The sequence below is a fragment of the Kitasatospora sp. CB01950 genome (genome assembly GCF_001905465.1).
Lineage (GTDB): Bacteria > Actinomycetota > Actinomycetes > Streptomycetales > Streptomycetaceae > Kitasatospora.
This window is the reverse complement of sequence record NZ_LISX01000014.1, coordinates 61942-85142: the sequence shown is the minus strand read 5'-3', so window position 1 is coordinate 85142 and position 23201 is coordinate 61942. Positions and strand designations below refer to the sequence as shown.

General features: G+C 73.0%; 21 protein-coding genes. 11 read left to right on the top strand and 10 right to left on the bottom strand.

From position 1 onward, the window contains the following. Positions 1 to 244: 244 nt before the first annotated feature. From AMK19_RS28005 to AMK19_RS27985, 5 genes are all read right to left on the bottom strand, one after another. Positions 245 to 907 carry an O-methyltransferase gene (locus AMK19_RS28005; protein ID WP_073816518.1) on the bottom strand — a complete coding sequence of 221 codons (663 nt, stop codon included), beginning with the start codon at positions 905 to 907 and terminating at the stop codon, positions 245 to 247. An 8-nt stretch (positions 908 to 915) separates the two neighbouring features. After that, positions 916 to 1734, bottom strand: a complete 819-nt coding sequence (locus tag AMK19_RS28000; protein WP_083647431.1) for a class I SAM-dependent methyltransferase — start codon at positions 1732 to 1734, stop codon at positions 916 to 918. Next, a complete protein-coding gene (locus AMK19_RS27995) occupies positions 1731 to 3038 on the bottom strand; it encodes a helix-turn-helix domain-containing protein (RefSeq protein ID WP_073816515.1) in 1308 nt (435 codons plus the stop codon). Before AMK19_RS27995 ends, AMK19_RS28000 begins: the two co-directional genes overlap by 4 nt. 414 nt (positions 3039 to 3452) lie before the next feature. Beyond that, the gene (locus tag AMK19_RS27990) at positions 3453 to 4127 is read right to left on the bottom strand and encodes an NAD(P)H-binding protein (RefSeq protein ID WP_073816513.1); all 675 of its coding nucleotides are present in this window, start codon (positions 4125 to 4127) and stop codon (positions 3453 to 3455) included. 226 nt (positions 4128 to 4353) lie between these two features. Then, entirely contained in the window at positions 4354 to 4905 is a 552-nt protein-coding gene (locus tag AMK19_RS27985) for a helix-turn-helix domain-containing protein (RefSeq protein ID WP_073816511.1), read from the bottom strand. Positions 4906 to 4988: 83 nt separating this feature from the next. Here AMK19_RS27985 and AMK19_RS27980 point away from each other — a divergent pair, with 83 nt between their 5' ends. The 4 genes from AMK19_RS27980 (at position 4989) to AMK19_RS27965 (ending at position 10551) form a co-directional block, all read left to right on the top strand. Beyond that, positions 4989 to 6314 carry a M20/M25/M40 family metallo-hydrolase gene (locus AMK19_RS27980; protein ID WP_206745154.1) on the top strand — a complete coding sequence of 442 codons (1326 nt, stop codon included), beginning with the start codon at positions 4989 to 4991 and terminating at the stop codon, positions 6312 to 6314. Next, complete coding sequence (locus AMK19_RS27975; protein ID WP_073816508.1) at positions 6311 to 8056, top strand: S9 family peptidase; 1746 nt, start codon at positions 6311 to 6313, stop codon at positions 8054 to 8056. Before AMK19_RS27980 ends, AMK19_RS27975 begins: the two co-directional genes overlap by 4 nt. A gap of 250 nt (positions 8057 to 8306) precedes the next feature. After that, complete coding sequence (locus AMK19_RS27970) at positions 8307 to 9776, top strand: MFS transporter (protein ID WP_073816506.1); 1470 nt, start codon at positions 8307 to 8309, stop codon at positions 9774 to 9776. A 181-nt stretch (positions 9777 to 9957) separates the two neighbouring features. Continuing rightward, positions 9958 to 10551 carry an NADPH-dependent FMN reductase gene (locus tag AMK19_RS27965; protein WP_073816503.1) on the top strand — a complete coding sequence of 198 codons (594 nt, stop codon included), beginning with the start codon at positions 9958 to 9960 and terminating at the stop codon, positions 10549 to 10551. A 90-nt stretch (positions 10552 to 10641) separates the two neighbouring features. Here the strand turns inward: AMK19_RS27965 and AMK19_RS27960 are convergent, their stop codons facing one another. Further along, positions 10642 to 11460: an MBL fold metallo-hydrolase gene (locus AMK19_RS27960; RefSeq protein ID WP_073816502.1), complete on the bottom strand. Its 819-nt coding sequence runs from the start codon at positions 11458 to 11460 to the stop codon at positions 10642 to 10644. Between the two features lie 468 nt (positions 11461 to 11928). Here AMK19_RS27960 and AMK19_RS27955 point away from each other — a divergent pair, with 468 nt between their 5' ends. Beyond that, complete coding sequence (locus AMK19_RS27955) at positions 11929 to 13248, top strand: hypothetical protein (protein WP_073816500.1); 1320 nt, start codon at positions 11929 to 11931, stop codon at positions 13246 to 13248. Between the two features lie 78 nt (positions 13249 to 13326). On the opposite strand, the gene AMK19_RS27950 is transcribed toward AMK19_RS27955, so the two are convergent. Together AMK19_RS27950 and AMK19_RS27945 are read right to left on the bottom strand one after the other, a co-directional pair. Further along, entirely contained in the window at positions 13327 to 14724 is a 1398-nt protein-coding gene (locus AMK19_RS27950; RefSeq protein WP_073816498.1) for an NAD(P)/FAD-dependent oxidoreductase, read from the bottom strand. 252 nt (positions 14725 to 14976) lie between these two features. Further along, positions 14977 to 15246 carry a GlsB/YeaQ/YmgE family stress response membrane protein gene (locus AMK19_RS27945; protein ID WP_073816496.1) on the bottom strand — a complete coding sequence of 90 codons (270 nt, stop codon included), beginning with the start codon at positions 15244 to 15246 and terminating at the stop codon, positions 14977 to 14979. A gap of 225 nt (positions 15247 to 15471) precedes the next feature. Between AMK19_RS27945 and AMK19_RS37640 the strand changes: the two genes are divergently transcribed. The 5 genes from AMK19_RS37640 to AMK19_RS27920 all read left to right on the top strand — a co-directional run bounded on the left by AMK19_RS37640 (position 15472) and on the right by AMK19_RS27920 (position 19718). Next, a complete protein-coding gene (locus tag AMK19_RS37640) occupies positions 15472 to 16479 on the top strand; it encodes a transglycosylase SLT domain-containing protein (protein WP_083647427.1) in 1008 nt (335 codons plus the stop codon). 107 nt (positions 16480 to 16586) lie between these two features. Further along, entirely contained in the window at positions 16587 to 17393 is an 807-nt protein-coding gene (locus AMK19_RS27935; RefSeq protein WP_073816493.1) for a hypothetical protein, read from the top strand. 144 nt (positions 17394 to 17537) lie between these two features. After that, positions 17538 to 18056 carry a MarR family winged helix-turn-helix transcriptional regulator gene (locus tag AMK19_RS27930; protein WP_083647426.1) on the top strand — a complete coding sequence of 173 codons (519 nt, stop codon included), beginning with the start codon at positions 17538 to 17540 and terminating at the stop codon, positions 18054 to 18056. Further along, positions 18053 to 18898: an ABC transporter ATP-binding protein gene (locus tag AMK19_RS27925; protein ID WP_073816492.1), complete on the top strand. Its 846-nt coding sequence runs from the start codon at positions 18053 to 18055 to the stop codon at positions 18896 to 18898. Before AMK19_RS27930 ends, AMK19_RS27925 begins: the two co-directional genes overlap by 4 nt. Continuing rightward, on the top strand, positions 18858 to 19718 hold the full coding sequence (locus AMK19_RS27920) for an ABC transporter permease (RefSeq protein WP_073816489.1): 861 nt from the start codon (positions 18858 to 18860) through the stop codon (positions 19716 to 19718). The genes AMK19_RS27925 and AMK19_RS27920 overlap by 41 nt, the downstream gene beginning before the upstream one ends. 35 nt (positions 19719 to 19753) lie before the next feature. Here the strand turns inward: AMK19_RS27920 and AMK19_RS27915 are convergent, their stop codons facing one another. Further along, entirely contained in the window at positions 19754 to 20188 is a 435-nt protein-coding gene (locus AMK19_RS27915; protein WP_073816487.1) for an SsgA family sporulation/cell division regulator, read from the bottom strand. Between the two features lie 311 nt (positions 20189 to 20499). Between AMK19_RS27915 and AMK19_RS27910 the strand changes: the two genes are divergently transcribed. Further along, a complete protein-coding gene (locus AMK19_RS27910) occupies positions 20500 to 21720 on the top strand; it encodes a PucR family transcriptional regulator (RefSeq protein ID WP_083647425.1) in 1221 nt (406 codons plus the stop codon). Positions 21721 to 21765: 45 nt separating this feature from the next. On the opposite strand, the gene AMK19_RS27905 is transcribed toward AMK19_RS27910, so the two are convergent. Continuing rightward, positions 21766 to 23145 (bottom strand): DUF2079 domain-containing protein, encoded by a 1380-nt coding sequence (locus AMK19_RS27905; RefSeq protein WP_143200431.1) that lies wholly within the window; start codon positions 23143 to 23145, stop codon positions 21766 to 21768. Positions 23146 to 23201: the final 56 nt, after the last annotated feature.

Here is a 23201-nt window from a genome sequence, read left to right as displayed (position 1 = left end):
AGCGGCACCCGCGCCCGTCGTTCCCCGCCCCCCGGCGGGGGCGGCGGGCGCCGGCATGTGCGGGCGCGGTGCGGCGGCGGAGGCGGAAGCGGGGCACGGAGGCGGCCTCTGCGCGCGGCGGCGGGCGCGGGGCCCTGGTGGCAACTCCGCGCCGCAGCAATGCCGTTGGCACCCGCCGCACACACGAAGGAGTCCCCCCGACCGGCTGTCGGGGGGACTTCTTCGTGCGCCGGGCCCGCGGGGGTCAGCGCTTGCGGGCCAGCGTGATGCCGTCGGCCATGGTGAGCATGGAGACGTCCACGCGGGGATCTTCGTGCAGCGCGGTGTTGAGCTCCCGGACCGCGACGGTGTCCGGGTCGTGGCTGTCGGGATCGACGACCCGCCCGAAGAACAGCGTGTTGTCGATGACGATCAGCCCCTGCGGGCGGGTGAGGCCGAGCGCGGCCTCGTAGTAGGCACCGTAGTTGGCCTTGTCCGCGTCGATGAAGACGAGGTCGAAGCTCTCCTTGCCCCGTTCGTCGAGGAGCGCGGCCAGGGTCTGCGAGGCGTCCCCGAGGCGGACGTCGATGCGGTCGGCGACGCCGGCGCGCCGCCAGTAGTCGGCGCCGATGGCCGGCCACCGCCCGTTGAGGTCCAGGGTGACCAGGGTGCCCTCGGACGGCAGCGCACGGGCCATGCACAGGGTGCTGTAGCCGGTGAAGGTGCCGATCTCCAGGACCGACCGGGCGCCGGTCAGGCCCACCAGGAGCGCCAGCAGCTGGCCCTCCTCGGCCATCACCTGCATGGCCGTGCCGCCGGGCAGTCCGGCGGTCTGCTCGCGCAGTTCGGCCAGCAGGGGGTCCTCGCGCAGCGAGACGGCGCGCACGTACTCGCGGATTTCCGGGGTGGCGACGATCTGCTCTGCCATGGCGCGGCTCACGCCCGCCGGGCGATGCAGGAGAAGGACAGCGGGATCGGGTCGCCCGGGATGCGCCAGTTGTGGTCGCCGTCCGGCACCATCAGCGGGAGCCGCTGGCGGGCGTCGTAGGGGACCTCGCGGATGCGCTCGATGGTCATGCCCGCGTTGATGAGGGCGTTGACGACCTGCTCGATGCTCCAGCGCCAGCCGTAGATGCTGTGGGTCTCCACCTCCACCTCGTCCTCGATCCGGTCGGAGTAGGTGGAGGACATCTCGTGGTGCACGTCCCGGGACTGGAACAGCGAGCGGGCGATCCGCAGTTCGCCGTCCACGTCGCCCATGAGGGTGAGCATCGGGTGGATCTCGACCACGGTCAGGGTGCCGCCCGGCTTGACGTACTGCGTGGCGACCTTGGCCCAGGCGTCGATGTCGGGCAGGAACGACAGGGTGCCGTAGCCGGTGAAGACCATGTCGAACTGGCCGTCGAGGACGCTGGGCAGGTCGTAGAGGTTGGCCTGGACGAACTGCGCGTCGAGGTCGAGCTCGGCGGCGAGGCCGCGGGCGATGTCGATGGCCTCGTCGGAGATGTCGGTGCCGGTGACCTTCGCGCCCATGCGGGCCAGCGAGAGCGAGTTGACGCCGATGTGGCACTGGAGTTCGAGCAGGGTCTTGCCGCTGACGTCGCCGAGCTCCTCCTGCTCCAGCTTGCGGAGCATGTTGTGGCCCTGCTTGAACTGCTCGACGTTGTAGTAGGAGGACTGCATGTGCGCCCGGGCGCGCAGATTGAAGCCTTCCCGGTTGGCCGATATCTTCTCGAGGTCGCTCATGGAGGTCATCGCTGTTTCCCTTCGGCGTGGATGTGCGGCGGGGTGCGGTCGCCGACGACCAGTGGGCCCAGATCGCGGCGACTGGTCACCCCGAGCTTCTGGTAGGCGCGGCCCAGGTAGTTGTCGACGGTGCGGGCGGACAGGGCCAGTCGGTGCCCGATGGCGGGACTGGTCAGGCAGCCCGCGGCCAGGAGGACGACGTCCCGTTCGCGGCTGGTCAGGTCGACCAATGGTGCGGTCAGCTGCAGCAGCGGGGTCGTCGCGGTCGGACAGGCGAGGGAGCTGGGGGAGGTGCGGGTGCGGCGCAGGGCGGCCGCGGCGGTGGCGGTCTCCGCGGCGAGCAGGTCCATGCCCAGTTTGGTGAACTTCGCGCCGGCGAGGTCCAGTGCCGCGGGGTCGGAGCGGGCCAGTGCGGCCGCGGCGGCGGCCATGGCGGGCACGACCGGCCCGGGGACCAGTTCGATGAGCGCGGCCAGGCGGTGCCGGACGGCGTGCGGGTTGCCCAGGCGGGCCACGTCGTAGCTCGCGGTGGCTTCGACGGCGTACTGGCCCAGGGCCATGGCGATGTCGGCGGCGGCCAGGGCCTGGCGGGCGGCGAGGGTGGTGTTCCCGCCGGCCGCGGTGGCCCAGGCCCGGCTGAGGGTCGACCAGGGCAGGAAGAGACGGTTCTCGTGCCGACTGTCCTGGCGGGCGTCGGCCTGGTCGCCGAAGACGGCGAGTGCGGCGGGGCGCGGCGCCAGCACGAGGTGCGGGGTGGGGCGGTCGAGGCGGTGCGGGGCGCCGGTCACGTCGGCGACCCGGCCGCGTATCGCCAGCCAGCCGTCGGCCAGGGCGGTGTTCCCGGCGGCCACCTCGTGGCGGTAGCCGTTCTCGGCGATCCGGCAGGCGTGGCGCACCTGACCGGCCATCAGCAGGGCGAAGCAGTGTGCGTAGCCGATCTCGGCGAACCAGGGCCGGCCGGGGCCGGGCCGGTCGGCCGCCTCCGGGTCGAACCAGTGGGGCGCCCGGGCCGCGACGACCAGGGTGGTGACGGCCGGTCCGATCGCCGTGTCGAGCATGTGCCGCTCGGGCAGGGCCGGTTCGGTGGCGGCGCCTTCGGCGGCGCAGCCCTCCAGGAGCAGCAGGCCGGCCCAGTGGGCCCGGGCCGAGAGCCCGTCGATGTCGTCCGCGAAGCGCGGGCGGGCGGCCGCGTCGGTGCCGGTCGCCGCGTCCCAGGAGGGGATGGTCGCCGCGGTCACCGCCCAGTGGGTGCAGCCGGCCGGGGCGTCCAGGGTGCGGGCGTCCAGAAACCGGTGGGGCGGCGGTCCGACCACCGCGAGGGAGCCTAATCGATATGCGTCCGGGTTGTTCGACTGTGCCGTTTTCACGGTGCCGTCGCCGACGATCACTATGCCGGGCCCATGCACCGGTCTTGTCTCGGCAATTGATTGCACAACAAAGCACCCCCCGGTGTGTTGAAAGGAGACCTTTCGTGCTGTGCCCCCGCCGGAATCGGAACCGCGCGGGGAGGGTAGGGAATTTCGCCCGCACGTTTTTCCGGCAGGGCGTGGGGCACCGCCGTCCGTGTGGCGTTCCGTGTCGTGCCTGCCGGGATCGCGTCCGGCAGGAGCTGTGGCCGGGCTGTGATCGGCCGGCATTCCCGGATTCCCGGCGTCGGGAATCCGTGGCGGGCCCGTGCCGCGCCGCCCCGGGTCCCGGGGCGGCGGGCGTGGTCCGCGCAGTGCGTGTTAGAGGGCGTCGACCGCCTTCTCGATGGGGGTCGGTCCGCCGACCACCACGTAGATGCGGCCGGCGGTCCCGGGCCGGTCGATGAGTGCTTCCAGGACGCCCGCGACGTCCTCCCGGGCGACCTGGTCGAACCTGGCGCCCCGGGGCGCCACCTCGGCGCCGACGGTGAGTTCGACGGTGCCTTCGCCGTTGCCGTCGGTGAGCACGCCGGGCCGCAGGACGGTCCAGTCCAGCTCGGTGCGGGCGAAGATGTGCTGCTCGGCACCGTGCTTGGCCCGCAGGTAGACGGCGTAGCCCTCGCCGATGCCGCGGTCCTCGGCGCACCCGACGTTGATCGAGCTGACGTGCAGGAACCGGCGCACGCCGGCCTTCTCGGCCCCGTCCATGACGAGCGCGACGGCGGCGCGGTCCATCTTGTCCCGGCGGGCGGCGGTGGCGCTGTTGCCCGAGCCGGCGGAGAAGACGACGGCGTCCGCGCCGGCCACGACCGCGGCCACCTCGTCCACCGTCGCGCGCTCGAGGTCGAGCAGCGCGGCGTCGCCGCCGAGCTTCCTGATGTCCTCGATGTGGCGGGGGTTGCGCACGATTCCCACGACGGAGTCGCCGCGTCGGGCGAGGCGTCGGGTTAACCGCATGGCGATCTTCCCGTGGCCGCCGGCAATGACAATTTTCATTCGTGACCCTTTTCCGGATTCAATGCTCCGGGTTTCCCCGGATTCAGTGCCGAGGGCGTGCGGAACCGCCCCGCCAAGATTGCATCGTGCCAATGGTCCGTGCCGGCGGATTGCCCGGCCCGGACACCGGCCCACGCGTTCGAACAGGCAAATCGCGCTGTCGCCCTTCCGGCCGCCGAGGCGGCGGTGGGCGTTTCACTCGAATGGTGCTTGAGTCAAGCACCGGTCACGGCGATCGGTCAATCATTGCTGGCCTGTTGTTCTCGCGGGGGTCGGGGTCGAGTGCCGGGCGGGCGGCCAACGACCACAGGTAGCTCAGCGGCTCGCCGTCGGCCTCGTCGGCGTACTCGGCGATCAGAGCTTCGATCCGGCGGTGCAGCGAGTCCACCGAGGAGGGCCGCAGCCGCAGCACCCCGCGCTTGGCGCCGCGTCCGGAGTCCTTGCCCGCGGCTATCAACTCGGTGCGGTGGGCGCCCAGTACGGCCAGGTCGACCTGCTGGGCCAGGCCGGATTCGTCGGGCGGAATGATCAGTCCTCGGGTGCGTGCGGTGGCCCGGTAGGGCCGCTGCAGCGCGCCGTGCTCGCCGGTGCAGACCGGTTCCGCCACCAGGAAGTCGGTCTTCACCAGTGCGCGGACGTGGCGCAGGGTGGTTGCGGGAGCGAGGTCGAGCTCGACCGACAGCTCCTTGTTGGTGAAGGCGCGGTCCAGGCACAGCCGCAGAATGCGCCAGCGTACCGGGTGTCCGAGCGCTTTGAGGTCTTCGATGGTCGCTTCCACACCGTGGACTGTACCTTGCCAACGCACCGTCAGTTTGCTTGACTGCACATCGATTTCATTCTGTGCAATCGGTTGGAGGGTCTGTGATCAAGCAGCTCCAGGAGTGGGTCGAGGCCCGCGATCTGGACGGCGAGCTGGCGGACTGGATCTCCCGGCCGAGCGTCAGCCGTACCGGCGAAGGCATGGCCGAAGCGGCCGCCCACGGGCTTCGCCTGTTACGGGCCTCCGGCCTGGAGGCCCGCGAGGTCGAAACCGGCGGCTGGCCCGCACTGGTGGGCACCGCCGACGGCCCCGGACCGCACGTCCTGATCTACGGCCACTACGACGTCCAGCCCGCCGGGCCGCTGGAACTGTGGACCACACCCCCCTTCGTCCCCTCCATCCGCGACGGCCGCATGTACGGCCGCGGCACCGGGGACAACAAGGGCCAGCACCTCGCCCAACTCCTCGGACTGCGCGCCCTGCGGGACCTGACCGGCGGGTTCCCCTGCCGGGTCACGGTCCTGCTCGACGGCGAGGAGGAGATCGGCAGCCCCAACCTCGCCGCGGCCGTGCGCCAGGTCGGCCGGCCCGACCTGGTGATCTGGAGCGACGGCCCCGTCGACGACTCCGGCAGATCCTGCGTGGTCCTCGGCGTCCGCGGCATCCTGATGTTCGAACTTCGCGCCCGGGGCGCCAACCGGCCTCTGCACTCGGGCAATTGGGGCGGAGTCGCGCCCAACCCCGCCTGGTCCCTGGTGCAGCTGCTGGCAACCATGCGCACGGCCGAGGGCATCGTCACCGTCCCCGGCTTCGCCGACCAGGTGCCCCCGCTGAGCGGCGGACAGCTCGCCGCCCTGGCCGACCTCCCCGTCGACGTCGACGCGACGCTCCGGACGATCGGCGCGACCGGCATGGAACCGCCCACCGGCATCGGGTTCCACGAACGCTTCGCCCGGCCCACCCTGACCGTCAACTCGCTCAGCTGCGAGGACTCCGGCGACCACCGCGCGGTGATCCCCGACGTCGCCGTCGCCCGCTGCGAGGCCCGCCTGGTCGGCGGCCAGACCCCCGAGCAGGTCGCCGACGCCATCCGGCGCCACATCGCCGAGCACGCCCCCGACGTCGAATTCGTCCCCGGCGCGGCCATGGCCCCCTCCACCACACTGCCGGAGACCCCTTATACCGGCACCATCCTCCAGGCGGTCGAGGACGTCCTCGGCCAGCGGCCCCTGCTGGTGCCGTCCCTCGGCGGAAGCCTGCCGATGGCCGTCCTCAGCGACGAACTCGCCTGCCCCTGCTACGGGGTGCCGCTCGCCAACGCCGACGAAGCCAACCACGCCCCCGACGAGAACCTCGAGCTCGACCGGTTCCGCCGCGGGATCGTCGCCGCCGCCACCATCCAACTCGCCCTGGCGGCGCACTCATGAGTCTCTGGGGAGCCTGGCCCGCCAAGGAGGGCTTCGCGTACGTCGGCGACGAGTCCGGCCGCCCGCAGCCCTGGTTCCAGACCTGGGAAGGCCGGCGGCGCGTCCTGCCGATCGACGGCGCGGTCACCCGCCTGGCCTGGCGGCCCGACGAGACCCGCCTGCTCGCCGTCGTCGACGTCACCGGCGGCCAGGACTACCGCTTGGCCGAGATCGACCCCGCCACCGGCGACGTGGAGTGGCTGGCGCAGGAACCCGGCATCCGCCGCGAGACAGGCGTGCCGTACTCCACCGCGAGCACCCCCTACAGCCCCGACGGCCGGCTGCTCGCCTACGCCACCAGCGCACGCGACGTCACCTGCCTCGACGTCTACGTGCGCGACCTGGAAACCGGCGAGTCCACGATGGTCCTCCAGGGCGACGACCGCTACGTGCCCGTCTGCTTCTCGCCCGACTCCCGCCGGCTCCTGGTCCTGAAGTTCCACCAGAACACCGACCAGGACCTGTACGCCTGCGACCTCGTCACCGGCCGCACCGAGCACCTCACCCCGCACGACGGCCCCGCCAAGTACCAGCCGGGCGGCTGGAACGAGGACGGCATCTACGTGTGCACCACCGAGGGCCGCGACCACCTCGGCGTCGCCCTGCTCGAACCCGGCCGCCCGCTGCGGTGGATCGCCACCCCGGACGCCGACATCGAGAACGTCGTCGTCGGCCCCGACCGGGTCCTGTGGGCGTTACCCGACGACCAGCGCACCGTCCTGTGCAACCACGACACCCGCATCGAACTGCCGGGATTCGCCTCCCAGCCCTTCGGCTACGACGGCTTCGTCCCCCGTTTCAGCGCCGCCGGACACCTCCTCGCCCAGGTTGGCGCCTCCGACCGGGCCACCGAGTTCTTCTCCGTCGACCCGGACACCGGCCGCACCCAGCAGCTCAGCCGCTTCGGCGACGACCTGCCCGACGACCTGGTCGTCCCGCAGACGGTCCGCTTCACCTCGGCCGACGGCCTCGAAATCACCGGCCTGCTCTACCGCCCGGCCCACACGACGGGTCCCGTCCCCGCCGTCCTGACCATCCACGGCGGCCCCGAATGGGCGGCCCTGCCCGTCCACGACCCGCTGATCCAGCGCCTGGTCCGCGCCGGCATCGCCGTCCTGGCACCCAACGTCCGCGGCTCCACCGGGCGGGGACTCGCCTACCAGCGCCTGATCTACCGCGACTGGGGCCGCGGCGACCTCGCCGACTTCGACGCCGCCGCCCACTACCTGCGCAGCCTGCCCTGGGTGGACGGCGACCGCCTCGGCGTCCACGGCATGTCCTACGGCGGCTTCGCCGCACTCAGCTGCCTGTCCCGACTGCCCCACCACTGGCGCGCCGGCATCGCCATCTGCGGACCCGCCGACCTCGAGAGCGACATCCGCGCCCTGCCGCCCACCTGGAGCCGCCGCGTCACCGAATGGATCGGCGACGTCGACGACCCGCAGGACCTCGCCAGACTCAGGGACGCCAGCCCCCTCACGCACGCGGCCGCCATCCAGGCCCCCCTGCTGCTCGCCCACGCCGAGGGCGACACCACCGTCGCCTTCAACGCGACCGAGCAACTCCACCGGACACTCACCGACTTGGGCAAGACCGTGCGCTTCATCCGGCTCTCCCGCGGCCACCTCCCCGACGACCGGGACGAACGCGACCAACTCGACGCGGCCTTCACCCAGTGGTTCCACGACCACCTCAAGCCGTGACGCAGCGGCACGACCAGGCCGGCGAAGACCGCCGCCCACCCGGGGCCACCCGCCCCGCACCACACACGACCGAGGGGGCACGCATCCATGAACACGGCCCACAACGCTGCCCGCGGGCACGTTGCCACCAGACCCGCCCCGCCGTACCGGCAGGGGCACACCAGCGCGGCCCCGCCGACCGGCACCAGCCCGTCGCACCCGCCGCACCACTGACACGCACCCGATAAACCCGGAAGGGACAGGCACACCAATGCCTTCTGCAGTCGCCGGCGCCACTGCGCCACCTCGCCGACGCCTCGGCTTGATCCTGGCACTGCTGGCTTTCGCCCAGTGCATCTACGCTGTTGACTACAGCATTGTCTTCGTCGCACTCCCCGAGATCCGGACCGGCGTCGGATTCTCCGCCCAGACCCTCCAGTGGGTCGTCAGCGCCTACGCCGTCGCCTTCGGCGGCTTCCTGCTGCTCGGCGGCCGCGCCGCCGACCTCTTCGGCCGCCGCCGGATGTTCACCTTCGGCCTGTTCCTCTACGCCGCTTCCTCGCTCGCCGGAGCACTCGCCGGCGACCCCACCACCTTGATCGTCGCCCGCGCGGTCCAGGGCATCGGCGGCGCCTTCCTGGCTCCCTCGACCCTGTCCCTGGTCACCACCACCTTCGCCGAAGGCCCCGAGCGCAACCGCGCCCTGGCCATCTGGGGCGGCGCCGGCGGCAGCGGCATGATCCTCGGCTCCCTGCTGGGCGGCGTCCTCACCGGCGCCTTCGGCTGGGCGTCGATCTTCTTCGCCAACGTCCCGCTGGCCGGCGGCGCCATGCTGCTCGCCTTCCTCATCATCCCCAAGGACACCGACCAGGGCGTCAGCGGACGCAAGTTCGACCTCCCCGGTGCCCTCACCGCCACCGTCGGATCGACCCTGCTGGTCTTCACCCTCGTCCAGGGCCCCGAGTCCGGCTGGACCTCCCCGACGATCCTGGTCACCGCCGCCATCTCCGTGGTGATCCTCGGCATCTTCTTCACCGTCGAAGGCCGCGGCCGCGACCCGCTGCTGCCGCTGCGCCTGTTCCGCAACCGCAACCTGAGCACCGGCACCGTCGTCACCTTCATCTTCATGGGGACGTTCGGCGCACTGCCCTACTTCTTCACCCTGTACTTCCAGAGCGTGCACGGCTACTCCGCCACCAAGAGCGGCATCGCCTTCCTGCTCCCGTGCGTCGGCGTCCTCATCGGCAACCTGTCCGGTGGAAAGCTGGCCACCCGCTTCGGCGTGCGCGCCACGCTGACCGGCGCCCTGCTGCTGGGCCTGATCGGCACCGTCGCGTTCGCGTTCTCCGTCTCGCCCAGCGGCACCTACCTGCAGCTGGTACCGGGCGTGCTCATCCTCAGCCTCGGCCAGGGCACCATCTTCACCGCTATGTACGCGGCGGCGACCACCGGTGTCGCGTCCGAGGACCAGGGCATCGCCTCGGGCGTCGCCTCCACCGGCCAGCAGGTCGGCGCCGCGGTCGGCCTGGCAGTCCTGGTGGCGATCGCCAACTCCGGCCACGAGGGCCTGACCGGCGAGGCGCTGCGCGTGGCCACCTCCGACGGGGTGCGCACCGCCATGTGGGCCACCGTCGCCGGCATCGTGCTGATCCTGCTCGTCGTGACGAACTTCCGGCGCGCCCCCGTGGCTCCCGCCGCGGAGGAGACCGAGCGTCAGGACGGCGTGGCGTCGGCGGTGTGACCGTTCGGCCGCGCAGTCGCGTGACATGAACAGGCAGAAGGTGGTTCCACTCCGTGTTCACCACGCAGGAGTGGAATCACCTTCTGCTGCCGCCCGACAATCCGACTCCCCGTCAGCCCCTACTACCGCACCCCGCGCCGCGAACACCCCGAGATCCCCGAAAGAGAAGGAGGCGCCACCAGTGCACCGGATCGTGAACGTGGTCGGTGTCGGCGGTTCGAGCCGGCCCGGATCCACAGCCGAGAAAGCCCTGCGGATCGTCCTGGACGCGGCGGCGAAGCGCGGCGCATCAGTGCAGCTGATCGCCGGACCGGCACTGTCCATGCCGCTGTACGACCCCCGGCAGGGCAGCACCACCCCGCAGGCCAGACAGCTGCTGTCCGCCATCGCCGGCGCCGACGCCCTCGTCCTGGCCAGTCCCGCCTACCACGGCGGAATATCCGGCCTGGTCAAGAACGCCCTCGACTACGTCGAGGAACTGCGCGAGGACACCCGCCCCTACTTCAGCGAACGGGCCGTCGGATGCGTCGCGGTCGCCAACGGCTGGCAGGGCGCCGTCGCCACGCTGGCCGCCCTGCGCGACGTCACCCACGCCCTGCGCGGCTGGCCCACCCCGCTGGGCGCCGCCATCAACACCTCGACCACCCGCTTCTCGCCCGCCGGGGACTGCAAGGACGACCACGTCCGGGCACAGCTGGAGGAAATCGCCGCCCAGGTCGTCGAGTTCGCCACCCAGCGCGCGCTCGCCGCGACCCCGACCGCAAGCCTCCTCTGAGCAGCGCGAACGGGGACGGGCGCCGCCGGAACGCGCTGTTTCCCGGAGCGTTCGCCCCCGACCGCCGGTGCGGGGCCGCCGCACGCCGGGTCAGTTGATCGGCGCCGCCAGGTACTCCAGCGCGTAGCCGTCGCCGGACGGACTCACCCGCGCGATGCCGGGGGAGTCCAGGTGCGCCCCCGCCACGAAGTGGCCCGGCCGCGACAGCCGCTCCAGCAGCGCCGCCCGCGCCGCCCGGGCCCGGGACTGGTCGCCGTCGAGCTCCCAGGACACCTCCGGCCGGTCGAACTGGAGCGTCGGCACGTGCACGGTGTCGCCCCACACCAGCAGGTGTTCGCCACCGCTGCTGATCTCGTAGACGGTGTGCCCGGGCGTGTGGCCGGGCGCCGGGAGCGCGGTCGCCCAGTCGTTGATCGCGACCTGCTCCGACACCGGCACCACCCGCTCGCGGATCGGCTCCAGCCGTCCCGTGAACACCGAGGCGTCGGCCGCGCCGATCCACACCCGTTCGAGCTTGGCGAACGCCTCCGAACCGTCCGGCGCGATCAGACCGCTCACATGGTCCTCGTGCCGGTGGGTGATGGCCACATCGGTGATGTAGCCCCGCTCGACCCCCGCCTCCTCCAGCGCCTCGTAGATCCGCCCCATGCCCGGAACGTGCCAGACGTTCGACGCACCGGTGTCGACGAGAAGCGACCAGGTGCCGTCGGTGACGAAGAAGGCGTTCACCGACAACCGCAGATTCTCGTCCGCCAGCGGAACCTCGGGCGGCAGCTCGTCGAGCGCCCGCCCGTCCGTGCCGCGCAGCCGGGTCGGCGGCATGTCGATGTACCCGTCCCGCAGCGACACCACCTGCAGATCACCGAGCTCGAACGTGGCGTGGAGCCGGCCACTTGAGACCAAACGCATGGAACCTCCATCGTGCTGAGCATGTTCTTCCCCCCCGCCCGCCGACCCCGAGGGCCCCACCCCGGCGGACACCCCCGATGCTGACCCGCCATCCGCCCCGCCACCGCCCGAACCCCCCAACATCACCCGTTCGTGACCCCCACCCCGTCGGCGTCCGGGCGGTCGGTGGGGCGTCAGGCCCGGTAGGCGGCCCAGGAGGAGGACATCCGGGCGACCTGGCCCGCGGTGAACCGGGTCATGCCACGGGTCCGGACCTGTCGAACCTCCTCGGCCGCCCGCTGACGGACCCGCCGGCCGTTGCCGCCGCAGTCGCCTCGGGTTCGCGGCCGGCCGCGTGAGCGGGTGCGAGCGGGTGCGCACCGGCTCGCGAAAATGGTTTCGCCCGGCGGCCCCGCGGCAGCGATGATCGGGCGAGTGTGCGCATCCCGGGTGGGCCGGGTGGCACGGTTCGAATCAGGAGGAGACTGCGTGCGTTCCGAGCTCGCCAAGGCGTGGGAGTTGCTCGAGGCCGGTGACCCGCAGGGTGTCGCGCGGGAGCTGAGGGCGGTGGCCGACGGGCTGGCGGCTGCCGAAGTCGCGCCAGTGGTGCGGAAGTTGGCCGAGCTCGTCGAGATCGAGGAGCTGGCGGGCGCGGCCGGGGCGCTGGCGGCGCGGCCGACGGACGCGGGCGCGCTGTACGCGTACGGGTACGCCTGCATCGAGCACGGGCTGTCGGAGCCGGCGGTCCCGGCGCTGCGGGAAGCGTTGCGGGCGAGTGCCGTGCCGGTGAAGCGAAAGCTGTTCGGGCGGGGCGGCGGGCAGCAGGTCGCCCCGCGGCAGGTGCTGCTGGAGCTGGTCGTCGCGCTGGAGGACGGCGAGCGGCACGCCGAGGCCGTCGAGGTGCTCCAGGAGTACCGGGCGATCACCGGCGACTGGCCGGACGGCTACCTGCTGGCGCACAACGCGCTGATGGACGGCCGGGTCGAGTCGGCCCGCGAGGTGTTCGACGCCCTGCCGGCGCCGGACGACGACACCTGGGCGCCCGCCGCCGACCGGATCCGTCGCACGCTGGCCCGCGCCGCGGCCGTCCCGCCCGCCGGGCCGACGGACCTGCGCGGCTGGCACTTCACACTGACCGGCGGCCTGCTGGCCACCCGCTCGCCGCACGGCTACGCGGCGGGGATGGCCGGCCGCTGGGCGTACCTGGGCGACACGTACGACAACTGCCGGTACGGCCTGGAGCGGCTGCGCACCGTGCTGGCCGCCACCGGCCGCCGCCCGACCTCGGTGGCGCTGCTGCCGGACCGGGGCAGCGCGGCACTGGGGCTGGCGGCCGCGGCGCTGCTGGGCCTGCCCGCGGCCCCGTACCGCCCGGGCGAGGGGGCGGCGGACGCGCTGGTGGTGGCCTACGACCTGAACGAGTGCGACCAGGACGTGGTGGGGGCGCTGCACGAGCGCGCGCCGGGCGAGGTGCTGTACGAGCACGCGACGTGCTGGACGGACCCGCCGGCCGTCTCGGCGGACGTCACGGGGCTGCTGGTGCAGCACGTGGTCCCGCCGTGGGCGCCGGGCATGCGGGTCGGCGAGGACGGCCCGGTCGGACGGGGGCCGGCCGACGACAGCCCGGCGGCGGAGCTCGCCGAGCGGATCCGCGCCGCCTCCGCCGAGCCGGACGAGGGGGACGGGGAGGCCCCGCCGGACCTGGACGAGGCACTGTCCGCGTTCGCGGCCAGTGCCGCCGCGACCTGGGCGACCGGCAGCCGGGACCGGATCCGCTCCTCCGGCCCGGTGCGCAGCAACCGGTTCTGACCGGACCGGCGGGGGAACCCGCCGCCCGCCGGGCGCGGGGCTCGACGGGCGGCGACCGGTGGGGCCGCGGTGCTTCGGTCAGCTGTCGAAACCCAGACCGAAGCGGTCGAGGGTGCGCAGCCACAGGTTGCGGTGCCCGGCGTTGGCGTCCGCCCGGGTCAGCGCCCACTGGGTGATGCCGATGCCGATCGAGCGGACCGGCTCCGGCGGGAACGGCAGCGGCTTGCGGCGCACCATCTCCAGGCCGGTGCGTTCGGTGCGCCCCCCGGCGAGCAGGTCGAGCATCACCTCGGCGCCGAACCGGGTGGCGCCGACGCCGAGCCCCGTGAAGCCGGCGGCGTAGGCGACCCGCCCGCGGTGCGACAGGTCGAAGAAGGCCGAGAACCGGGTGCAGGTGTCGATCGCGCCGCCCCAGGCGTGGGTGAAGCGCAGGCCCTCCAACTGCGGGAAGGTCCGGGCGAAGTGCCGGGCGAGGGTGGCGAAGGTCTCCGGCCGCTGGTCGCGCTCGGCGCCGATCCGGCCGCGGTGCTGGTGGACGACGTCGTAGCCGCCGAACAGGATCCGGTTGTCGGCCGACAGCCGCACGTAGTGGAAGTGGTTGGCGCTGTCGGACCAGCCCTGCCGGTTCTGCCAGCCGACGGAGGCGAGTTGAGCGTCCGTCAGCGGCTCCGTCATCAGCGCGTAGTCGTAGACCGGGACGGTGTACGGCCGGTGACGGCGCAGCAGGGAGGGGAAGGCGTTGGTGGCCAGGGCGGCGCGGCGGGCGGTGATCCGGCCGTAGGGGGTGCGGACGGCCAGGCCGTGGGGGGTGTCGGCGAGGGCGGTGGCGGGCGTGTGCTCGTGGATGCGGACGCCGAGGTCGAGGCAGACGCGCTTGAGACCCCAGGCGAGGCGGGCCGGGTCGAGCATGGCGACGCCGTCGCGGTCCCAGAGGCCGCCGAGGAAGGACGGGGAGTCGATCTCGGCGCGCACCGCGTCCCGGTCCAGGACGTCGAGGCGGCTGCCGTAGCGGGCCGCGAGCTGGGCGAACTCCTGAAGTTCGGCCACCTGGTGGGGTTCGGTGGCGACGTTGAGGGCGCCGCTGCGCCGCCAGTCGCAGTCGATGCCGTAGCGGCGGACGGTCTCCTGCATGGCGTCGAGGTTGGCCGCGCCGAGGCGTTCCAGGGCGGCGAGTTCGCCGGGCCAGCGCTGGTGGCCGTTGGCCAGGCCGTGGGTGAGGCTGGCCTCGCAGAAGCCGCCGTTGCGTCCGGAGGCGGCCCAGCCGGTCTCGCGGGCCTCGATCAGCAGGACGTCCAGCGACGGGTCGCGTTCCTTGGCGATCAGTGCGGTCCACAGGCCGCTGTAGCCGCCGCCGACCACCAGCAGGTCGCATTCGGCGCTGCCGACCAGGGCGGATTCGGCCTCCGGCCGGTCGGGGGAGTCCAGCCAGAACGGTACGGGCTGGGCGTCCCGGAGGGCGTGGACGGGGTCGGCCATGGTGGGGCTCCTTCGGCGGTGCACGGGCATTCCGGGCCTCGGAGCGGGGCTGCGGGGCCCGGATGCCGTCATCAGACCGTTCCCCGCCGTCCAACGTCAATGGCGTTGACATAAGGACGCCCGGGGCGCCGCGGACCTGCGGCGGCACCGGCCTCCCGTGGACACGCCGCCGCCCGCCGAGCGGAGTGCTCGGCGGGCGGCGGGTGGCGGTGGCGGTAGCGGCCGGGTGGCGGTGACGGCCGGGTGGCGGCGTCATCTGCTCGGGTGGGACTTGCTCCAGGCGGGGGAGACGAAGGCGATCAGGACGATCGCGAAGCCGAGCTGGAGCGCGTGGCGGATCCAGTCGATTCCGGAGGTGTGGCGGACGCCGATCCAGCCGGCCACCGCGTTGCCCAGCCAGGCGCCGGCCGCACCGAGGAGCATGGTCAGCCACCACGGGATGGCCTGGGGGCCGCGGAGGATGAGCTTGGCCAGCACACCCAGTACGAAGCCGATCAGCAGAATCCAGAGGAGTTGGAACATCGAATCCCAGCCTTTCCGGTACCGCAGGAGGGCGGTCCACAACGGCCATGATCGCCCGCCGGGCGCGCCTCGGCATCTCGGCGAAAGCCCCGGTCAGGTGGTTTGCCGGGCCGGCGTCACGGGTAGCGACGGCACTCGATAAGGCCCCGATGATTGCCGCCGCGGGGCCTGTGGTGGGATAAACGACTGAACGGGCGTCAGGTTCGACGGGGGAGCAGACACGACATGGCAGGTTTCGGCGTCACGCTGAGCGAGCTCGCGAAGATCCAGAAGGACTTCCAGGCGATCCAGCAGCGAATGAACGAGATGACCCAGCAGACCGGTCGCATCAAGGGCGTCATGATGAAGGCGGTCGGCACCGACCTGGCCGCCGGTGCGCTCGGCAACATTCTCGGATTCGGTGCGGTGGTGGCCCAGGTCCGCCAGCAGGTCGCCGCGATCAACGAGCAGGTCGCGGCGCTGGAGGCGACCAAGGCGAAGCTCACCAAGGAGCTCGCCGCGGACACCCAGAAGATCGGCACCGTGATCAAGCGGTACCAGGAGGCCGAGAAGAAGGCCCACGAGGGCGTCTCCAAGCCCGGCTCCACGAAGCCCGCTCCGAAGAGCCCGGGCCAGGGCGGCGAGCACACGCCGACGGGCAAGCCCGCGCCCAAGAAGCCCGGTGCGCCGATGCCGAAGAGCCCGAACAAGCCGGGTGACCACGGCAGCGGCGGCGGCGGGGGCGACCACGGCAGCGGCGGCAACGACCCGAAGGTCGAGCTCTCGCACGCCGGCAAGATCCCGGTCGGCGAGGTCACGTACGGCGGCAAGGGCAAGTACAAGAGCGGCGAGGCCGCCATGCGGGAGTACATCGCGCAGGCGCTGGACGCGATGGGCGTGACCGACCCGGCGGCCCGCGAGGCGTGGACCAAGGGCATGCTGACCATCGCCAAGCGCGAGTCGACGTACAACATCCCCACCTCGCAGGTGAACCTGTGGGACACCAACGCCCACGGCGCGAAGCAGGCCGACGGCGCGCCGCTGGGCAGCTCGCGCGGTGCCTGGCAGGTCATTCCGACGACCTTCGCGGAGAACCACGTCAAGGGCACCTCCACCGACATCTACGACCCGGTGGCGAACGTGGCGGCCTCGATGAACTACATCCGCGGCCGGTACCACGTCTCGGCGGACGGCCACGACCTGGCGTCCAAGGTGCAGCAGGCCGACCCGAACCGTCCGGCCAAGGGTTACTGATCCTCCGTCAACTCGCGCGCTGCGACCGCTCGTTCGCCGGGCGGTCGCGGCGCGCGGGTCCGCCCGGTACCACCGCCCACCGACCTTCTCGACCCCCGGGAATCCACGTGCGTCCGCTCCGTCTCGCCGCCGCCGCGGCAGTCTGCCTCTCCGCCATGGCCGTCCTGACGGCCTGCAACCCCGACGGCACGGACGGGGGCGACGCCGGGAAGACGGCCGCCGCGCCGCCCGCCGCCACCGGCGCGCCGTCGTCGTCCGCCGGTGCGTCCTCGTCCGAGAGCCCGAAGCCCGAGCAGACCGGTGCGCCGGCGGGCGGCGGGAAGGCGTCGGCGGTGCCGGCGGCGGCCTGGATCACCCCGCAGCAGGTGCCGTTGAACGCGGCGCTGCACTGGACGGCCGGCGCGTCCTCGGCGAAGAGCCTGGGCGCCAAGGGGCAGTTCCGGATCGAGCAGCTCTGCCACGGCAAGCGCTCCGCCGACTGGGCCGACGCCTTCGACAGCCTGGACACCGCCTCGCTGGGCGGCGCGGCGGGCGACTGGCAGGCCGCCCAGAGCATCGTCAGCTTCGGCGACGCCAACAAGAGCAGCGCGGCCGCACAGTCCGCGTACGGCCTGCTCGGCGCGGTCAAGGACGAGGTGAAGGCCTGCACCGCCACCGTGCCCGGGGCCAAGGTCGACATCACCGGCGACGACAGCGAGTTCCTGGCGGCGACCGTGACACTGCCGCAGGCCGACGGCGGCACTGTGCAGGTCCACGAGTACCTGACCACCTCCGGCGGCGCGCTGGCCGAGCTCACTCTGCACGCGCAGGTCGCCAAGGGCGCCCACCCGAAGACCGCCTGGTCCGCGCCCGCCGACAGCGCCGTGCTGAAGGCGCTCGCCACGCCGGTCTGCACCGCCTACAAGGACTGCTGACCGGCACCACAGCACACGCAGTCGCGGGCCGGCCACCCCTCGGGGAGGCCGGCCCGCGGCCGTCTTGCCCGCGGCCGTTCTTGGCCGGGGTTTTGCCCGCCGCACCCTCCCGAATACCTCTTACTCAGAGCTAACCTCGAAAGTGTGGACGACCTCGAGGAGTTCTCCGCCCTGCTGGTCGGCATCCAACGGCTGATCCGCCGCCGGCTGCGCTCCGGCCTGGCCCACCCGCCGCTGCGCGGCGCCCAGGTCGAGCTGCTGCGGTTGGTCGTGGACAGCCCGGGCCTGCGGGTCTCGGACGCCGCCGAGGAGCTGTTCCTGGCCGGGAACTCGGTCTCCACCCTGGTCAACCAGCTGGTCGGGCAGGGCCTGCTGCGCCGGGAGACCGACCCGACCGACCGGCGGGCGGCGCTGCTGTACGCCACCGGGGAGGCCGCCCGGCGGCTGGCCGACTGGCGGGCCCGGCGCACCGCGCTGGTCGCCGAGGTACTGGCCGACCTGCCCGCCGACCAGCGGGCCGCACTGGCGCAGGCGATGCCCGCGCTGCGGGCGGTCGCCACCGGCCTGCGCGGTCGAGCGGACCTCGGAGCGGACGGCGAAGCGGACGGCGGAGCGGACGTGGGAGCGGACGTGGGAGCGGGCGACGGGAGTGCGATCGTATGAACGACCGGGTCGCGGTCGAGTGCCGCGCGTTGACGTACACCTTCGAGCACGGCCGGAAGAAGGCCGGTACCCGGGCGGTGGACGGCATCGACCTGACGGTGCGGGCCGGCGAGGTGTTCGGGCTGCTCGGGCCGAACGGCGCGGGCAAGACCACCACCATCCGCGCCATCACCACCCTGCTGCCGACCGCGCGCGGCATGGTCGCGGTGTTCGGCCACGACTGCAACACCGACCGCAGCGCGGTGCGCCGCCTGCTCGGCTACGTTCCGCAGCAGCTGTCCGCCGACGCGGGGCTGACCGGCCGGGAGAACGTCGAACTGTTCGCCCGGGTCTACGACGTCGCCCGCGCCGAACGGTCCGAACGGGTCGCCCAGGCGCTGGCCGCCGTCGACCTGACCGAGGCCGCCGACCGGATGGTCGGCACCTACTCCGGCGGCATGGTGCGCCGCCTCGAACTCGCCCAGGCCCTGGTCAGCGCCCCGCGTCTGCTGGTGCTGGACGAGCCGACCATCGGGCTGGACCCGATCGCCCGGGCCGGCGTCTGGGACCGGGTGGACGCGGTGCGCCGCGCCACCGGCATGACCGTCCTGGTCACCACCCACTACATGGACGAGGCGGACCGGCACTGCGACCGCGTCGCGCTGATGGACCGCGGCCGGATCCGCGCCCTCGGCACGCCCGCCGAGCTGAAGGCCCGGGTGACGGCCGAGGACCCGGCGCTGGCCGCGCCCACCCTCGACGACGTGTTCCGGCACTTCTCGGGCCGCACGCTGACCGATGCCAAGGAAGGAGACTTCGGAGATGTCCGCCGTACCCGCCGCACCGCGAGCCGCGTCGGCTGAGGCCGCGGCCGGCCCCGAATTCGGCCTGCTGCTGGTGCCGCCGCGAGCCCGTACCGGGTGGCGCGTGGTGCCCGCCCGGGTGGTCGCGATGTGCGCCGTCGAGCTGCAGAAGCTCCGGCACGACCGCACCGAGCTGTACACCCGGGCCGTCCAGCCCGCGCTCTGGCTGCTGATCTTCGGCGAGACCTTCACCCGGCTGAAGGCCATTCCGACCGGCGGCATCCCGTACCTGGACTTTCTGGCGCCCGGGATCATCGCCCAGTCCGCGATGTTCATCGCGATCTTCTACGGCATCATGATCATCTGGGAGCGGGACGCCGGCGTCCTCACCAAGCTGCTGGTCACCCCCACCCCGCGGGCCGCGCTGGTCACCGGGAAGGCCTTCGCCGCCGGGGTCAAGGCCGTCGTCCAGGCCGCCGTGGTGGTGGTGCTGGCCGCGCTGCTCGGCGTCGGCATGACGGCGAATCCGCTGCGGCTGGCGGGAGTTGCGGTCGCGGTGATCCTCGGCTCGGCGTTCTTCTCCTGCCTGTCGATGACCATCGCCGGGATCGTGCTCACCCGGGACCGGCTCATGGGCATCGGCCAGGCCATCACCATGCCGCTGTTCTTCGGCTCCAACGCGCTCTACCCCGTCGACCTGATGCCCGGCTGGCTCCAGGCGGTCAGCCGGGCCAACCCGCTCAGCTACCAGGTGGACGCGCTGCGCGGCCTGCTGATCGGCACCCCGTCGCACCTGGCGCTGGACTTCGGGGTGCTGGCCCTCGCCACCGTCGTCGGGATCACCGCCGCGTCCGGCCTGCTCGGCCGGCTGGCCCGCTGAGCCACTGGGGCCCGGGCCCGCCGAGCCGGGGCCCGTCACGCCTCCGGGGCGCCGTTCGCCGCGAACAGGGCGTCCAGCGCGCCTTCCACCCGGTCCCGTTCGGCCGCGCCGCCGGGCGGGACGAGTCGCAGCGTCTGCCGCACCCAGCAGGCCAGCCGTGCCGCCGGGGCCTGCAGGAAGGCGTCCCCGTCGGGCGAGCAGAGCATCAGGGTGACGGTGCGGCGGCCGTCCACCACGGTCGGCCAGATCCGTACGTCGCCCAGGCCGGTCGGCCGCAGCAGGCCGTGCAGCAGCAGGTCCCGGGCGAAGTACCAGCCGATCGGCTGCGCCGAGTCGACGTGGAACGCGACGTGCACCGCGTACGGGTCGTCGGCGGCGTACCGCAGCCGCGCCGGGACGGGGAACGCCTCCTCCGGCGACAGCAGCAGATCCAGCACCAGATCGAGGCACAGCTCGGCGGGGCTCTCCATCGCGGTGTCTTTCCACTCGGGCCGCCCCGGCGGCTCCGGGCGGGACTGCCCCGAGAGTAGGGCCGCCCCGCGCGCGCCCGGGGCCGTGGACGCCAACGCTGTCGCGGCCGACAGCCGGGGCCGCCGCCGCCTGTGGGCCGGGACAAAGACCGAGCGCCGAAGAGCTGACGAAGCGTCAAGGTCCGTGCCCCGAGTCACCGTTCGAACGACCGTTCCGTCAATGCCCCGAGAGGCACCTGAGGGCGTGCCCGGCGACCGGCGCGCCCCCGTGCCGAGCACACGCGCCACCGTGCGCCGCCTAGGCTCACCGCATGGTCACCCGACTCACCGAGGCGCCGGTGGATTCCGCCGCGCGACTGGCCGGCCACCTGCTGGAGCGACTGCCGTGGCTGACCGAGGAAACGGTCCGGCGGATCCGCGACAGCATCAGCGTGTACCGCACCGCCGGGCCGCTGCCCGCCGGCGACCTCGGCGAATCCGTCCGCAGCAACATCGAGTTCACCCTGCGCCGGCTCGCCCACGAGGACGGCCTCAGCCTGGAGGCCCCGCGCCGCACCGGCCGCCGGCGCGCCGAACAGGGCGTCCCGCTGGCCACCGTGCAGTCCGCGTTCCGGATCGGCTTCGCCCACCTGTGGGAGACCATGGCCGCCGAGTCGCTCCGCCACGGCCTCGCCAGCAGCGCCGAACTCGTGCAGATGGCCACCGACGTCTGGCGGTTCAACGAGGAATCCACCACCGCCATGACCAACGCCTTCAACCGGGCCGCCGCCCTGCTGATGCTCCGCCGCGACCAGGAGCGCTCGGCCCTGGTCGACGTCGTACTGCGCGGCGGCATGGGCAACCCCGGCTCCGTGCTGGAGGCCGCCGACATGCTCACCCTCCCGTACGACGGCACCTTCGCCGTGGTCGTCGCGCACGCCCCCGGCCTCGCCCGGCACGCCCTGCCCGACATCGAACCCGCGCTGCGCGCCCACGACATGGGCTCCGCCTGGCGGCTCACCCCCGACGCGCACATCGGCATCGTCTCGATGCGCGCCGCCGCCGCGATCGACCAACTCGTCGACGCGCTGCGCAGCCAGGCCGTCCGCCGGGCCGGCGTCAGCCCCTGCTACACCCGCCTCGACCGGACCCCGCAGGCGCTGCACCTCGCCCAGGTCGCGGTGGCCAGCGCGGCCCGCCCCGACGAGACCGTCACGCTGTTCGACGCCAACCCGCTGCCGATGCTGGTCGCCTCCGCCCCCTCCACCGCATCCCGGATCGGCAACCAGGTGCTCGGCCGCCTGCTCGACCTCCCCGACGGCCAGCGCGACCAACTGCTCACCACGATGTCCACCTGGTTCACCGTCGACGGCTCCGCCGACCGGGCCGCCAAACTCCTGCACTGCCACCCCAACACCATCCGCTACCGACTCCGCCGAATCGAACAGCTCTCCGGCCGCGACTTCGAACGACGCCTGGACTCCGCCGAGTTGTACGTCGCCCTGCAAGCCGTCCTGCACCTCCCGGGCGTGGTGCGCGACCCCTTGCAGTGACCTCCGGCCCGCGTCGGTGGCAGGCAGGCAGGCAGGCGGGCGCGGTCAACTCGGTTGCCAGTGCCAGACGGTGATGCCCGCGCCGCGGGCGACGGGGTGGTAGCCGGCGGTGGCGAGGGAGTTCTGGGCGGTGAGATCGGCGGGGGTGGGGGTGGGGAAGCCGTCGGGGGCGTCGAGAGTGGCGGCCCATTCGGCGACGGGGCGGAAGAGGGGGTGGCGGTCGTCGGGGGAGAGGCGGGTGGAGCCGGCGTCGGAGGGGAAGGTGAGGTACGGGAAGAGCGACACGGTGCAGCGTGAAGTCAGCTGCGGTGCAAGGCGGTTGGCGGCGGCGACCCGCGCGCCGTCCGGCACGGTGGCGAGCACCTGGCGGGCCGTCAGTACGTCGGCGGAGGGCCGTGAGAGGTCGGGCGTCGGGGCGGCGCAGAGCGCCACGAGGAGCATCGCGGCGGGCGCGAACCGCAGCGCGGGCCGGGCGGGCAGGCGGCGCAGGCCGTCCAGCGCGGCGACGAAGACGATCGGCATCAGCACCGCGTTGTAGTGCCAACCGGTGCTCCAGTAAGCGGGGTTGGACGACCAGTAGCGGGCCGCCAACGGCAGCGCCGCCAGCAGCACCAGCGGCGAACGCAACGCCAGCAGCAGCGTCGGCGCGAGCAGCGCGGCGAGCGTCCACCACTTGTCGGAGGGCCACAGCAGCCGGGTCAGCGGATCGCCGCCGCCGGGCGCCGCCGTCGCACCGTACGACCAGGCGTCCAGCGGGTTCGCGGCCGGGATCAGCACCAGCACGGTGAGCAGCGTGCCGAGGACGGCCGCCGCGAGCGTCGCCACGCCCAGCCCGCGCCGGCGGCCCACCAGCAGGACGTAGCCGCCGACGCCGGCCAGCAGCAGCCCCTGGTCCTCCTTCACCAGCAGCAGTGGCAGCGCCCAGCACACCGCCGCCCGCCACCGCCCGCGCGCCAGCGCGACCGTGGTGCACGCCAGCAGCGGGACGGCCAGCGCGATCTCGTGCATGTCGAACAGCGACGCCTGCCACAACCCCCACGACAACCCGTACGCCAGCCCGGCCAGGACGCCCCGGGAACGCCCCAGCCACTGCACCGCCAAGTCCGTGACCGGCACCACCGACAGCGCGAACAGCACCGCCTGCGCCACCAGCAGCGTCTCCGGTGCCGGCCACAGCCGGTAGAACGGCGCCAGCACGGCCAGCGCCGGGCTGAAATGGTCGCCCAGCTGAACATAACCGGCGCCCTTCAACGTGACCACCGGCGGCCCGAGATACGCGTAACCGCGCACCGCCTCCTCGAAGATGCCGAGGTCGAAACCGTTGGTCTGCATCCGCCAATGCCGGGGCAACGACAACGCCAACTGGAACAGGAGCACCGGCAGCACCGGCAGCCAGCACGGACGGACCCGGGAGAGTATTCGCACCCGGACGACGCTAGGAAAGTCCCGCTGAGCCGATTCTGAAAGAAGCTGAGGATTTC

What these genes read in the sequence shown, in the direction of transcription:
- AMK19_RS27975 (WP_073816508.1), top strand. Translation starts at nt 6,311, where the DNA reads ATGAGTCTCTGGGGAGCCTGGCCCGCCAAGGAGGGCTTCGCGTACGTC.
- AMK19_RS27915 (WP_073816487.1), bottom strand. Translation starts at nt 20,188, where the DNA reads ATGGAGAGCCCCGCCGAGCTGTGCCTCGATCTGGTGCTGGATCTGCTG.
- AMK19_RS27910 (WP_083647425.1), top strand. Translation starts at nt 20,500, where the DNA reads ATGGTCACCCGACTCACCGAGGCGCCGGTGGATTCCGCCGCGCGACTG.
- AMK19_RS27990 (WP_073816513.1), bottom strand. Translation starts at nt 4,127, where the DNA reads ATGAAAATTGTCATTGCCGGCGGCCACGGGAAGATCGCCATGCGGTTA.
- AMK19_RS27920 (WP_073816489.1), top strand. Translation starts at nt 18,858, where the DNA reads ATGTCCGCCGTACCCGCCGCACCGCGAGCCGCGTCGGCTGAGGCCGCG.
- AMK19_RS37640 (WP_083647427.1), top strand. Translation starts at nt 15,472, where the DNA reads ATGGCAGGTTTCGGCGTCACGCTGAGCGAGCTCGCGAAGATCCAGAAG.
- AMK19_RS27970 (WP_073816506.1), top strand. Translation starts at nt 8,307, where the DNA reads ATGCCTTCTGCAGTCGCCGGCGCCACTGCGCCACCTCGCCGACGCCTC.
- AMK19_RS27925 (WP_073816492.1), top strand. Translation starts at nt 18,053, where the DNA reads ATGAACGACCGGGTCGCGGTCGAGTGCCGCGCGTTGACGTACACCTTC.
- AMK19_RS28000 (WP_083647431.1), bottom strand. Translation starts at nt 1,734, where the DNA reads ATGACCTCCATGAGCGACCTCGAGAAGATATCGGCCAACCGGGAAGGC.
- AMK19_RS28005 (WP_073816518.1), bottom strand. Translation starts at nt 907, where the DNA reads ATGGCAGAGCAGATCGTCGCCACCCCGGAAATCCGCGAGTACGTGCGC.
- AMK19_RS27945 (WP_073816496.1), bottom strand. Translation starts at nt 15,246, where the DNA reads ATGTTCCAACTCCTCTGGATTCTGCTGATCGGCTTCGTACTGGGTGTG.
- AMK19_RS27950 (WP_073816498.1), bottom strand. Translation starts at nt 14,724, where the DNA reads ATGGCCGACCCCGTCCACGCCCTCCGGGACGCCCAGCCCGTACCGTTC.
- AMK19_RS27960 (WP_073816502.1), bottom strand. Translation starts at nt 11,460, where the DNA reads ATGCGTTTGGTCTCAAGTGGCCGGCTCCACGCCACGTTCGAGCTCGGT.